At 49.1% G+C, this 13823-nt stretch carries 6 protein-coding genes and 1 pseudogene; 3 read left to right on the forward strand and 4 right to left on the reverse strand.

Features of this window, described 5'->3' with window-relative positions; all coding sequences use genetic code 11:
- Window positions 1–197 precede the first annotated feature (197 nt).
- Both rpoB and DRJ53_RS07600 read left to right on the forward strand, forming a co-directional pair.
- Complete coding sequence (gene rpoB / locus DRJ53_RS07595) at window positions 198–4001, forward strand: DNA-directed RNA polymerase subunit beta (protein WP_114234999.1); 3804 nt, start codon at window positions 198–200, stop codon at window positions 3999–4001.
- A gap of 153 nt (window positions 4002–4154) precedes the next feature.
- Window positions 4155–4556, forward strand: coding sequence for a Dabb family protein (locus DRJ53_RS07600; protein WP_241558488.1), 402 nt, complete (start codon window positions 4155–4157; stop codon window positions 4554–4556).
- Window positions 4557–4844: 288 nt separating this feature from the next.
- Here DRJ53_RS07600 and DRJ53_RS07605 read toward each other — a convergent pair.
- The 4 genes and pseudogenes from DRJ53_RS07605 to thrA form a co-directional block, all read right to left on the reverse strand.
- Window positions 4845–5911 (reverse strand): annotated as a pseudogene (locus DRJ53_RS07605) (IS3 family transposase); the annotation flags it as partial.
- A 97-nt stretch (window positions 5912–6008) separates the two neighbouring features.
- Window positions 6009–7310 (reverse strand): threonine synthase, encoded by a 1302-nt coding sequence (gene thrC, locus DRJ53_RS07610; RefSeq protein ID WP_114235001.1) that lies wholly within the window; start codon window positions 7308–7310, stop codon window positions 6009–6011.
- Window positions 7311–7376: 66 nt separating this feature from the next.
- The gene (locus tag DRJ53_RS07615) at window positions 7377–8297 is read right to left on the reverse strand and encodes a homoserine kinase (RefSeq protein WP_114235002.1); all 921 of its coding nucleotides are present in this window, start codon (window positions 8295–8297) and stop codon (window positions 7377–7379) included.
- An 81-nt stretch (window positions 8298–8378) separates the two neighbouring features.
- Window positions 8379–10823 (reverse strand): bifunctional aspartate kinase/homoserine dehydrogenase I, encoded by a 2445-nt coding sequence (thrA, locus tag DRJ53_RS07620; protein ID WP_114235003.1) that lies wholly within the window; start codon window positions 10821–10823, stop codon window positions 8379–8381.
- Window positions 10824–11192: 369 nt separating this feature from the next.
- Between thrA and DRJ53_RS07625 the strand changes: the two genes are divergently transcribed.
- The gene (locus DRJ53_RS07625; RefSeq protein ID WP_114235004.1) at window positions 11193–13772 is read left to right on the forward strand and encodes a phosphoenolpyruvate carboxylase; all 2580 of its coding nucleotides are present in this window, start codon (window positions 11193–11195) and stop codon (window positions 13770–13772) included.
- Window positions 13773–13823: the final 51 nt, after the last annotated feature.

Consider the following 13823-nt stretch of genomic DNA (forward strand, 5'->3'; position numbering starts at 1 on the left):
GTGCGGTTTTTGAAATCACTTAGCGCTTGTTGATAGGGTTAATTTGCTTACTTTTGCCCTCCTTAGTTTTGGCCAAAAACAATTTTGACGCAGCAAATAATGTCTAAGTGACTGACTTTCACCAGCTTTTATTTGAAACAGAATAGAAGCAGGGAAAGTTTTTGCTCGTTTAAAACCTTAAACCGGTATTATTTAATATGCCTTCAACAACAATGAATCAGCGGGTCAATTTTGGTAAGATCGGAAATATAGCCGACACGCCTGACCTGCTCGCCGTTCAGATTCAGTCGTTTAAAGAGTTTTTTCAATTAGAGACCACTCCCGACAAGCGCAACGTAGAAGGTTTGTTCCGGGTGTTCAAGGAAAACTTTCCTATTACGGACACACGCAACATCTTCGTGCTGGAGTTTCTCGACTACTTTATCGATCCGCCCCGCTACACCATCGAAGAGTGTATGGAGCGTGGCCTTACTTACGCCGTGCCGCTGAAAGCCAAATTGCGCCTGAGCTGTAACGACGAGGAGCACATCGATTTCCAAACCATTGTTCAGGACGTGTTCCTGGGCAATATCCCTTATATGACCCCCCGCGGCACTTTTGTGATCAATGGTGCTGAGCGTGTGGTTGTATCGCAGTTGCACCGTTCGCCGGGTGTGTTCTTTGGCCAGAGTGTTCACCCCAACGGTACTAAAATCTATTCTGCCCGTGTGATTCCTTTCAAGGGCGCATGGATGGAATTTGCCACCGACATCAACAACGTAATGTATGCGTACATCGACCGGAAGAAAAAGTTCCCGGTTACTACGCTGCTGCGTTCCATTGGTTTTGAAACCGACCGCGATATCCTGCAACTCTTCGGTATGGCCGATGAAGTGAAAGGCGAACGCAAAGCACTTCAGGAGCATGTGGGCAAACGCCTTGCAGCCCGGGTTCTCCGCAGCTGGGTTGAAGATTTTGTGGATGAAGATACCGGCGAAGTGGTATCGATTGAGCGGAACGAAGTAGTTCTGGAACGTGACTCCGTACTCGACGAAGAAGCCATCGATATGATTGCCGACATGGATGTAAAATCCGTGTTCCTGCAGCGCGAAGATGTAGGTGGTGATTACGCCATCATTTATAATACCCTGAACAAGGATACTTCCAACTCCGAGCTGGAAGCCGTTCAGGTAATCTACCGCCAGTTGCGCGGTGCCGATGCGCCGGACAACGAAACGGCCCGTGGCATCATCGACAAACTGTTTTTCTCCGACAAGCGTTACGACCTCGGCGAAGTAGGCCGTTATAAGATCAACCGCAAGTTGAACCTGAACGCCAAGCTGGAGCAAAAAACGCTGACAAAAGAAGACATCATTGAAATCATCAAATACCTGGTGCGCCTCACCAATGGTAAAGCAGAGATCGACGATATCGATCACCTGTCTAACCGCCGTGTTCGTACCGTAGGCGAGCAGTTGTATGCGCAGTTCGGTGTTGGTTTGGCCCGTATGGCCCGTACCATCCGCGAACGCATGAACGTTCGGGACAACGAGGTATTTACCCCGGTTGACCTGATTAATGCCCGTACGCTGTCTTCGGTTATTAATTCATTCTTTGGTACTTCCCAACTTTCGCAGTTCCTCGACCAAACCAACCCGCTGTCTGAAATCACGCACAAGCGTCGGATTTCCGCCCTCGGGCCTGGTGGTTTGAGCCGCGAACGTGCCGGCTTTGAGGTGCGTGACGTACACTACAGTCACTACGGCCGCCTGTGTACCATCGAAACACCGGAAGGACCAAACATCGGTCTAATCTCGACGCTTTGCGTACACGCCGCCATCAACGAAATGGGCTTTATTGAAACGCCTTACCGTAAAGTAACCAACGGTAAAGTGGACATGAAGCAACTGACGTTCCTGAGCGCCGAAGAAGAAGACAATGCAAAAATTGCTCAGGCAAACACGCCGCTGGATGAAAAGCACAATTTTGCTGAAGATAAAATTGTAAGCCGCGAAACCGGCGACTTCCCCATCCTCGACAAGAGCGAAGTGGAATACATGGACGTTGCCCCCAACCAGATCGTTGGTTTGTCTGCATCGCTGATTCCGTTCCTGGAACACGATGATGCCAACCGTGCCCTGATGGGATCGAACATGCAACGCCAGGCGGTGCCGCTGCTGCGTCCTGATGTGCCCATTGTTGGTACTGGTCTGGAAGGTAAAGCTGCCCGTGATGCCCGCATTCAGATCCACGCTGAAGGTGAAGGTGTAGTCGAATTTGTGGATGCGAACGAAATTCATGTTCGTTACAACCGCAACGATGAGCAGCGTTTGGTTTCTTTTGAAGAAGACCTGAAAATTTACAAACTCACCAAGTTCATCAAAACCAACCAGGAAACTTCCATCAACCTGAAGCCTGCCGTGAAAAAAGGCCAGAAGGTTGCCGAAGGTGATTTCCTTACCGAAGGCTACGCTACCAAAGATGGTGAGCTGGCCCTGGGTAAAAACCTGAAAGTGGCCTTCATGCCATGGAAAGGGTACAACTTCGAGGATGCCATCGTAATCTCGGAGCGGGTGGTTAAAGAAGACATGTTCACTTCGGTGCACATTTCGGAATACGAACTGGAAGTACGTGATACAAAACTGGGTGAAGAAGAACTGACCCCGGATATCCCCAACGTGTCGGAAGACGCAACCAAAGACCTGGACGAGAACGGTATCATCCGCATCGGTGCCCAGATCAAGGAAGGCGATATCATGATCGGTAAGATCACACCTAAAGGCGAATCTGATCCTACGCCGGAAGAAAAACTGCTCCGCGCCATCTTTGGCGACAAAGCAGGTGATGCTAAAGACGCTTCGCTGAAAGCACCCAACGGTGTGGAAGGTGTGGTGATCAACAAAAAGCTGTTCCAGCGTGCTAAAAAGGACAAGAACGCCAAGGTTCGTGAAAAAGCGGCCATCGAAAAACTGGAGCGCATCCACGAAAAGAATGTAAGCGATCTGAAAGAAGTGTTGCTGGACAAACTGCTGACTTTGCTGAAAGAAAAGCCAAGCCAAAGCGTAAGCAACAACTTTGGAGAAGTGCTGATTGGAAAAGGCGCCCGGTTTACCCAAAAGAACCTGGCCCAGATCGATTACCAGAATGTAAACCCCCTGGGTTGGACCGGCGACGCGAAAGTGGACGACCAGATCAACATTCTGCTGCACAACTTCAACATCAAGTACAACGAGGAACTGGGTCGTTACAAGCGTGAGAAATTCAACATCTCTATTGGTGACGAACTGCCTGCAGGTGTACTGAAGCTGGCCAAAGTTTACATCGCCGTGAAGCGCAAGCTGAAAGTGGGTGATAAAATGGCGGGCCGCCACGGTAACAAGGGTATCGTTGCCAAGATCGTACGTGCCGAAGACATGCCGTTCCTCGAGAATGGTGAGCCGGTAGATATTGTACTGAACCCGCTGGGTGTACCTTCCCGTATGAACCTGGGACAGATCTATGAAACAGTTCTGGGTTGGGCAGGTATGAACCTGGGTACCAAGTTTGCCACGCCAATTTTCGATGGTGCCAGCACCGAAGATATTGCGTCGTTCTGCGAACAAGCCGGTATCCCAATGTTTGGTCACACCTACCTGTACGATGGCGAAACCGGTGAACGCTTCCACCAGAAAGCAACCGTGGGTGTTATCTACATCATCAAACTGCACCACATGGTTGATGATAAAATGCACGCCCGTTCCATCGGACCATACTCACTCATTACGCAACAGCCCCTGGGTGGTAAAGCCCAGTTTGGTGGTCAGCGTTTTGGTGAAATGGAAGTGTGGGCACTAGAAGCATACGGTGCTGCCAACATCCTGCAGGAACTGCTTACCATCAAGTCGGACGATATCATCGGAAGGGCGAAAACCTATGAAGCCATCGTTAAGGGCGAAAACATTCCCCGCGCTGGCATTCCGGAGTCGTTCAACGTATTGGTGCACGAACTGCGTGGCCTGGGTCTGGACCTCAAGTTTGAATAAGCATTTTATAAAAAAACATAGCAAAGCCGCTTCGAAAGAAGCGGCTTTTTTTGTGTTCAACAATGTTTCATTGCAGGCCTCGTTGCAACATTCAATTATTTTAATGTGTACCAAAGTTTGTTGCGTAGTACATTTACCCAAACCTTAATGCACATGCAGAACCGTCGGAAATTTTTGGCGCAGGCCACTATGGCTGTTGCCGCAACTGGTATTGCAAACAACACTGTGAAAGCTGCCGATGCCGCCAATGGCAAATTCATACACCACGTTTATTTTTGGCTTAATAATCCCTCCAGCACTGCCGACCGCGATAAGCTGGTTGAAGGCCTGCGGACACTGGTAAAAATCAAAGACATTCAAATGAGTCACATTGGTGTTCCTGCCGATACAAACCGCGATGTAATTGATCGTTCCTACGCCGTATCGTGGCTGTTGGTGTTTGGCAATAAGGCTGCGCAAGACCGCTACCAGGTTGACCCGGTACATCTTGATTTTGTAAAAAACTACAGCCACCTGTGGAAGAAAGTAGTAGTGTACGATTCGGTGGATGCCTAACGGTGCAAACCCTTTTTGCTATAGCAAAAACAATAAACCTAGTAAAACAAAAAGCTCCAAACGGAGCTTTTTGTTTTGTTGTAATGCTGATGAAAACCTGCTTTACAAATAGCTTTAATTAAGGTTTTGTAAGCTCCCCCTTTTTTAGTGCCAGTGTCAGTTAGCGTTTTCAAATGTAGTTTTCTTTTTGTGTTGCACCGCTTTATCCACGACCGGCTGCGCTTCAATTTGATTTGATTTTTCGCGAGCCGGTGTGGATAAAGCTGCCTGCCGCCCGTGCACCTGCGCATATTTTAAAGGAGACAAATAACCCAATGATTTATGAGGTCTTTCCGTGTTGTAGTCTACTCTCCACTCTTCGCTTAGTGCCCGTACTTCCGAAAGGCTGCTAAACAAATAAGCATTCAGCAATTCACGCCTGATGCTTCCGTTCTTTCGTTCAATGTAGGCGTTCTGCATAGGCCTGCCAGGCTGGATAAACTGAATGCTGATCCTACGGCTTGGATGAGCGCACCACTCTTCCAGCTTATCAGAGATGAACTCCGGACCATTGTCGCAGCGGATGTTCGAAGGACAGCCTCTGTCAGCTACCAGTTTCTCCAGCACCCTGATCACTCGCAGCGAAGGCAGGGAGGTGTCTACTTCAATGGCCAGCGACTCACGATTAAAATCATCCAAGATGTTCAAGAGCCTGAAGCGCCTTCCATCTATTAGGCTATCACTTATAAAATCAATGCTCCACACCTGATTGGGAGCTGTGGGGACAGCAAGGGGCTGCTTTACCCGTTCGGGTAATCTTTTCTTCGCCCTTCTTCTGATATTGAGCTTCATGTCGGTATAAACTCGGTAAATCCTTTTGTGATTCCACTGGTGACCTTTGTTCCAAAGCCGGTAACAACACTGCCAATAGCCTATGGCAGGATGCCGGGTGGTAAGCGTGGTTAATGCCTCCTGCACTTCACCATCATCTTTTGTTTTTCGTTTGTACTGATAGGTGGTTCGGGACAGTCCCATCAGCCCACACGCCTTGCGATTACTGAGCTGCTCTTCCTTTGTTAAGAAGTCTACAGCTTCCCGCTTCATCTCAGGCGTTAGAACTTTTTTTCAATAAGGTTTTTCATCGCCCGGATCTCAATGCTGGCTTCCGCAAACATTTTTTTGAGTTCCGCATTCTCCCTTTCCAACTCCTTTAGTTTAGCTACGTCACTGGCTTCCATGCCGCCGTACTTGGCCTTCCAGTTGTAAAAGGTCGCATCCGAGATGCCCAGCTCCCGACAAATCTCTTTCACTGCAATACCGGCTTCCTGCTTTTTGATGGCAGCTACAATCTGATTCTCTGTAAATCGCTTTTTCATGTATCAAAGTTTAAAGTTAACAACTCACTCGGTTGATAACTCTAACTTCACTGGCCGAAGATTGGGGGAGCTTACAGTTTCAAAAAAAGTGACACTGCTATTTTTTATCCAGCAAAAATGACTTCAACGCTTCGAAGTCCGGCTCCATCTTGATGCTTTGTTTTTCTTTTCCAAACAATCCTTGTATCGACTGTGGCACTTCAATCTTTTGCCCGGTTGCCTGCTCTACAGCCTCCGGAAACTTCACCGGGTGGGCGGTTTCAAGGATATATCCTTTTTGCGCCGGGTGCTGTTGCAGGTATCGCTCCAGCGATAAATATGCTACGGCGCCGTGCGGGTCCAGCACATAATTTTGTTCGCCAAAAACCCGCGCAATGGTGGCCTTGGTTTCCTCATCCGACACTGATGTGGCACTCAGTTTATTTTTAAGTGCAGCAAATTCGTTTTGAAAAATTTCCAGAATGCGTACGAAGTTGCTGGGGTCGCCTACATCCATTGCATTGGAAAGTGTGGCAACTGCTTCCTTTGCCGCATAGTTGCCCGATTGCAGGTATTGCGGTACAATATCGTTGGCATTGCAGGCCGCAATAAAATGCTGTACCGGCAGCCCCGATTGTGCTGCCAGCACACCTGCGCAAATGTTGCCAAAGTTGCCGCTGGGTACACAAATTACCGGCGGGTGTTCTTTGTCGGCCCACTGCTGCCATGCAAAGAAATAATACACCTGCTGCGGCAGCCAGCGTGCTACGTTGATGGAGTTGGCCGAGGTAAGAAATAATTCTTTTTGCAAAGTATCGTCGGCAAAGGCCTGCTTTACCATGCGTTGGCAATCGTCAAAGCGGCCGGCCACTTCCAGTGCCGTTACGTTTTTACCAAGGGTTGTAAGCTGTAGCTCCTGCACTGGGCTTACTTTACCGGATGGATAAAGAATTATCACATCAACGCCATCAACGCCATAAAAACCATTGGCAACAGCACCGCCTGTATCACCTGATGTGGCCACCAGCACGGTTACTTTTCCATTTTGACCCTGCACAAAATAGCCAAGGCAACGGCTCATAAACCGGGCGCCCACATCTTTAAACGCCAGCGTTGGCCCATGGTACAACTCAAGCGATTGTATGTTTTCGGTTATGGGTACCAGTGGGAAATCAAAAGCCACTGTTTCCGCAACAATGCGTTGCAGCTCGCTGCGCGGAATGCTGTTGCCCACATAAGGCGCAATCACTTGCAGGGCCACTTCTTCCTTGGAGTAAAAGTTGATTTCATTGATAAAATCGTTGGGCAGAAATGGAATGTGCTCTGGAAAATACAAACCTTTATCAGGAGCTTGCCCGTTGATGGTAGCAGTGCGGAAATCAACCGCGGGTGCTTGTTTATTGAGGCTGTGAAATTGCATGTTGCTGTTTGGAAAATGATTTGAAGGTTTAGGTTTTAGTGGTTTAGGTAAATAAAAAGCGGTTTCCTAAACAACTACGGTAACGCCTTGTCCGTTTACCCGCGTCACATAAGTGTGGTGCTCCAACCCAATGCGCTGGTAAGTTTCATGCATGATGTTGGACACGGCTTCGGCGGTTTCTTTATCCTTGCTGAGCATAAAAATGGAAGGGCCTGAGCCTGAAATACCGCCACCCAATGCGCCTGCTTCGATTGATTTTGATTTCACCTCGGCAAAGCCCGGAATTAAAATACTGCGCAGCGGCTCAATGATCACGTCTTCCAGCGACCGGCCAATGAGGTCGTAATCCGATTTCATAAAACCCGCCACCAGGCCCGCAATATTGCCCCATTGTTTGATGGCGTCTTTCAGCAAAACTTCCTTGCGCAGGATCTGTCGGGCATCGGAGGTCTTTACTTCAATTTGCGGATGCACCACCGTTACATACAGTTCCGGTGCTGGTATCGAAATAATATCCAGTGGGTAAATGGATCGGATGAGCGTGATGCCGCCGTGAATACAAGGCGCAATATTGTCGGCGTGCTTTACACCCGATGCTACTTTTTCGCCAAAAAGCGCAAAGCGCACCAGGTCTTCTTTGCTAAAACGCAGGTTCAGCAAGTGATTGGCAGCCACCACGGCACCCGCTGCACTGGCTGCGCTGGAACCAATGCCGCTGCCCGGTTTGATGGCTTTGTGGATGAGCACTTCAAAGCCTATGGATTCGTCCAGCTCCTTGATCATCTCAACCAGCGGCGCACCGGCAGTGTTTTGCAACGGATCCGTGGGTAAGGGATAGCCGTCCGCACTTTGAACGATCACTTTGCGTTCGTTCAGCAGCCGCACTTCCATGGTATCGTATGGTGCTTCCAGACAAAGACCCAGCACATCGAAGCCGCAAACAAGATTGGCTACCGTTCCCGGCGCCTGTACTTTTATTGAAGTCACGTTAATAGTTATAATTGTTGAATTATAAATTAGGAATTAGGAGGGAATCTCATCATCCATAATTTATCATTCATAATTGATTTAAATCCTCGCCGCCCGGATCACATCGGCAAACACACCTGATGCGGTTACCTCTGCTCCGGCGCCGGCGCCTTTTACCACCATCGGTTGCTCGGTGTAACGGTTGGTGTAAAACAGCACAATATTGTCTTTGCCATAAAGATGGAAAAAGTCGTGTGCCGGGTCAATGTGTTGCAGGCCCACTGCGGCTTTGCCGTTGTGGTATTGCGCTACAAACTTCAGCTTTTTACCTTCCGCATTGGCGGTATCCAGCAGGCTTCTGAAATGCGGTTCCTGGCGTTCCATTTCGGCATAAAAATCTTCCACGCTGCCCTGCATGCAACTTTCCGGCATAAACGGCTGGTTGGTGATGTCTTCCATTTCCAGTTGCTCGCCGGCTTCCCTTGCCAGGATCAGGATTTTGCGGGCCACATCGGTGCCGCTCAGGTCAAGCCGCGGGTCGGGCTCGGTGTAGCCTTCATCCTGCGCCTGCCGCACCACCTGTGCAAAGCTGCGGGTGCCGTCGTAATTGTTAAACACAAAATTGAGAGTGCCACTGAGTACTGCCTGCATTTTTTGCACGGCATCGCCGCTGCGCAACAGGTCGTTGATGGTGCCGATGATGGGCAGGCTTGCACCCACGTTTGTTTCAAAATGAAAGGCAGCGTTGTACTCTCGTGAAAGATCCTTAAGCTTACGGTAATGTACATACGGTGATGAACAAGCGATTTTGTTGCACGCCACTACCGATATGCTACGCTCCAGCAACTGGTCATAAATGGATGCCACTTGCGCATTGGCTGTTACATCTACAAACACGGAGTTGCGCAGGTTTTTTTCTTCAATTTTTTGCACAAACTGCTGCAACTCCATAGGCTCACCGCCGTCCAGTTGCGCTTTCCAGTTGTTTAAATCAATACCGTTATCGGCAAATAGCATTTTGCGGCTGTTGGCCAAGCCAATCAGGCGTATTTGCAGGTGCAGGTGTTGCTGCAGGTATTGCACCTGCTGCTGCATTTGCGCCAGCAATTTGCCGCCTACATTGCCGGTGCCAATCACAAAAAGATTGACCTGCTTATATGTTGTTTCAAAAAAGGCTTCGTGCAACACGTTCACTGCTTTTTTTACATCGGCTGATGCGATCACTGCGGAAATATTTCGTTCTGATGAACCTTGAGCAATGGCCCGCACATTGATGCCGTTGCGGCCAATGGCAGCAAACATTTTTCCGCTCGTTCCTGCGTGGCTTTTCATATTGTCGCCGACTACGGCTATAATGGAAAGACCGGTTTCAACCGACAGCGGGTTTACCTTGCCTGCTTCAATTTCAGGGCTGAAAGCCTTATCCACGGCCAGTTTGGCTCTTTCGGCTGCGTTTTCGTTTACGCCCACACAGATAGAATGCTCCGACGATGCCTGCGTGATGAGGATCACGTTGATGTTGCTGTTGGCAAGTGCCTCAAACAAACGTTTGCTAAAGCCCGGGATGCCCACCATGCTGCTGCCTTCAAGTGAAAGCAACGCAATATTGTTGATGCTGGAAATGCCCCGGATGGTGTTGCCGTTGCCGGCCACTTCGGCTTTGATCACCGTGCCGTAATCTGCTGGTGCGAACGTATTTTTTACCCAAACCGGTATGCCTTTGTGCATCAGCGGCGATACGGTAGGCGGGTAAATAACTTTTGCACCAAAATGCGATAGTTCCATGGCTTCGTGGTAGGAGATCTGCACAATGGGGCGTGCATTGGTTACCAGCCGTGGGTCGGCGGTCATCATGCCTGATACATCGGTCCAGATTTCCACTTCGGTTGCATTTAAGGCTGCGCCATAAATAGCCGCGGTATAGTCCGAGCCACCGCGGCCCAGCGTGGTAGTTACACCTTGTTCATTGGCCGCTACAAAGCCGGGCGCAATAAAGAGTTGCGCATTGGCTGCTGCAAAATGGTCTTTGATTTTTTCTTCGGTTGCCGCTACATCAACGGTTGCGTTGGTAAACTTGCTGTCTGTTACAATCATTTGCCGCGAATCGATCCATTGGTTTTCCAGGCTCTCCGATGCCCAATAAGTCGAAATAATTTGCGAAGAAAGCAGCTCGCCGTAGGCCAGCAACTTATCGCGGGTACGATCCGAAAATTCGCCCAGCAGGAAAATGCCGTTGCACAGATCTTCCACTTCGTGGCATTGCTGCATCACGCGGCTCAGCAGTGCACTTTGGTGGGTGAGGGGCAGCAGGTTTTGCACCGCATCGAGGTGGCGTTGGGTTACTTCCTGCAGGTCTTGTTTATACGCTGCATTGCCCAGGGCCGCCAGTGTTCCGCAGCGCAGCAGCGCATCGGTTACGCCACTCAGTGCCGATACAACCACCAGCGCTTTTCCCGTGGCCACTTTTTCACGAACGATGGCTGTAACTTTCTTTATATTTTCAGCATGTGCCACCGAAGTGCCACCAAATTTTAATACAAACATTTGAGGGTATTTAAACAAACAGTTTGGTTACTGTATAAGCGTAATAAATTGGAGTGTTAACTCGGTATTCAGCGCAGGGGCCCAACAGGCAATATGACTACAGACAACCCTTTCGGGTTGTAATAATGGTGATGGTTGTAGTGCGGGCAATAGTCATAGTAAGGCTGGTTGCCGTAGTGGAAGGAATGATATGTTGTGTAGAATAAAACACGTGGATAGAGTGCCAAGGTAAAGATTATTCAATAAACAGGCAAAATTTATAAAAATTATTTTATGAAATGCTGCCTTCGCTGTACTTTCATACGCTTGCAAGGATGCTGCCATATCAAATTAATGATTACTATTTCATCACTGAAAGGATAAACGTTCATGGATCACAACGCTTCCCGCGGATTGCAGCAGTTTAAAAACAGTGTCGGCATCAAGTTTCAACTGTACAATTCCCTATTTACTTCACTACCGTTTCACCGCATCGAAAAAACAGGTGTGCAGCTTTCGCTGTTGCTCAATCATTGCGAAGAAGGCTTTAAGAAAAAGCAAAGCCCGGAGCAGATTATTGATGATTTTTTCCAGCGCTATACCATGCTTTCCAGCCCACGCGAACAGATCGATGTCCTGTTTCGTTTTGTGCAGTACGTGGAGCGGCAGGTGGTGCTGTTCGATGCCCTTGAAGATGCTGCTTTTAAAGAAGTGCACGACATCAATGGTGCCGGCTCGCTAAAGCACCTAGAAAGTGAAGTGCTGCAGACGGGCAGCGAAGAGGAACTGTCGGAAAAGCTGAAAGACTTTGCCATCCGGCTGGTGCTTACGGCGCATCCCACGCAGTTTTATCCCGGCCCGGTGTTGGGCATCATACACGATCTCTCCAAAGCACTTTCCGATAACAATGCGCAGCTGGTAAACCTGCTGTTGCAGCAATTGGGTAAAACGCCATTTTTCAAAAAACAAAAGCCCACACCTTATGATGAAGCAGTGAGCCTGGTGTGGTATTTAGAAAATATTTTTTACAACGCTGCAGGCCGCATTGTTACGTATTTAAAAGAACGGTTCCCGCATGCACTTTCATCGCAAAATGCGGTGATCAATATGGGCTTTTGGCCCGGTGGCGACCGCGACGGCAACCCGAACGTAACCACCGAAACAACGCTGAAAGTGGCGGCAGCGCTGCGTTCCAGCGTGCTGAAATGTTATTACCTGGATGTGCGCAAGCTCAAACGCCGGCTTACTTTCCGCGGGCTTGATGTAATCCTCATTGAGCTGGAAGAACGCCTGTACACGAACCTGTTTATACCGGGCCACCAGCTGGATATTTCCCGCGATTTTATTCTGGAAAAACTGCAGGCCATTCGTGATATACTGGTACACCAGCACAATGGTTTGTTCCTCAACCAGCTCGACCTGCTGATCAACAAAGTGCAGGTGTTCGGGATGCATTTTGCATCATTGGACATCAGGCAGGACAGCGACAGCCACGGGCAGGTGCTGGAAGCTATTGCTGCAAAGGGCGCGGGGCTACCGACTAATTACGCGCAACTTTCAGAAGAAGAGCAGGAGCGGTTGCTCACCCAAATAAGCACGCCGGCCAACGCCGACAGCTTTGATGATGCGTTGGTAAAAGACACGCTGCTTTCGGTGGGTGCAGTAAAAACAATCCAACAGGAAAACGGTGAGCTGGGTTGCCATCGCTACATCATCAGCCAGTGCAACAAGGCCAGGAATGTGCTGGAAGTGTACGGATTGTTCCTGCTGGGTGGCTGGAAAAAAGCGGACATGCGGGTAGATATTGTTCCGCTTTTTGAAACCATCGATGACCTGCGCCATGCACCGGACATCATGCGCCGCCTGTACGAAAACGAAGACTATAAAAGCCACCTGCGTCTGCGCCGCAATACGCAAACGATCATGGTGGGCTTTTCAGATGGTACCAAAGATGGTGGCTACCTGATGGCCAACTGGAGCATTTATAAAGCAAAAGAAGAACTAACCCAGGTTTCTAAAGAATACGGCATCGATGTGGTGTTCTTTGATGGCCGTGGCGGTCCTCCTGCACGGGGCGGTGGTAAAACGCATAAGTTTTATGCATCGATGGGTAAGAATATTTCCAATAAAGAAATACAACTGACCATCCAGGGCCAAACGGTTTCATCCAACTTTGGCACCATCGATTCGGCACAATTCAATATTGAGCAATTGCTCAATGCCGGTATTACCAATGATTTATTTCCACGCAAGGAGCGCCTGCTCGATGATGGCGATGTTGCCTTGATGCAGGAACTTGCAGACGAAGGCTTGAAATCGTACCAGGCGTTGAAAGAGCATCCGCTCTTTTTGCCATACCTGTCGCATGTAAGTCCATTGAAGTTTTACGCCGAAACCAACATCGGCAGCCGCCCGGCAAAACGTAGTGCTAATGCAAAGCTATCGCTGAAAGATTTGCGGGCCATTCCGTTCGTGGGTTCATGGAGCCAGCTCAAACAAAACGTGCCGGGTTATTACGGCGTGGGCAGTTCGCTGAAAGAGTTGGAAAGCCGCGGCAAGATGGGCCAATTGAAAGAACTGTATCGGTCGTCGCTTTTTTTTAAAACGCTTATTGATAACTGTGAGATGGCGATGCGTAAATGCTTTTTCCCGCTCACTGCTTACCTGGCCGATGACCCGCAGTTTGGCGAGATCTGGCGCATGATTTACGAAGAGTACGAGCTGACGCAGCGTTACATTTTGCAACTGACCGATAAGACCGAACTGATGGCCGATTACCCTGTGGACCAGTTGTCGATTCAAATGCGGGAACGCATCGTGTTGCCGCTTACAACCATCCAGCAATATGCCATTTGCGTAATCCGCAAAATCGAAGCAGGCCAGCATCCTGCCGAAGGCCGCGAGTCGCTGGAAAGGCTGCTGGTGCGCTGTTCGTTTGGTATCATCAATGCCGGCCGCAACTCGGCTTAGCAGCGGGTTTGCAATAATTAAGGCTGCATTTTTTTATAACTGCACAAAAAA

The organism is Paracnuella aquatica, assembly GCF_003332885.2.
Lineage (GTDB): Bacteria > Bacteroidota > Bacteroidia > Chitinophagales > Chitinophagaceae > Flavisolibacter > Flavisolibacter aquaticus.

Bases quoted from the DNA above. Each gene is read 5' to 3' on its own strand.
- DRJ53_RS07625 (WP_114235004.1), top strand. From the start codon at position 11,193: ATGGATCACAACGCTTCCCGCGGATTGCAGCAGTTTAAAAACAGTGTC.
- rpoB (WP_114234999.1), top strand. From the start codon at position 198: ATGCCTTCAACAACAATGAATCAGCGGGTCAATTTTGGTAAGATCGGA.
- thrA (WP_114235003.1), bottom strand. From the start codon at position 10,823: ATGTTTGTATTAAAATTTGGTGGCACTTCGGTGGCACATGCTGAAAAT.
- thrC (WP_114235001.1), bottom strand. From the start codon at position 7,310: ATGCAATTTCACAGCCTCAATAAACAAGCACCCGCGGTTGATTTCCGC.
- DRJ53_RS07600 (WP_241558488.1), top strand. From the start codon at position 4,155: ATGCAGAACCGTCGGAAATTTTTGGCGCAGGCCACTATGGCTGTTGCC.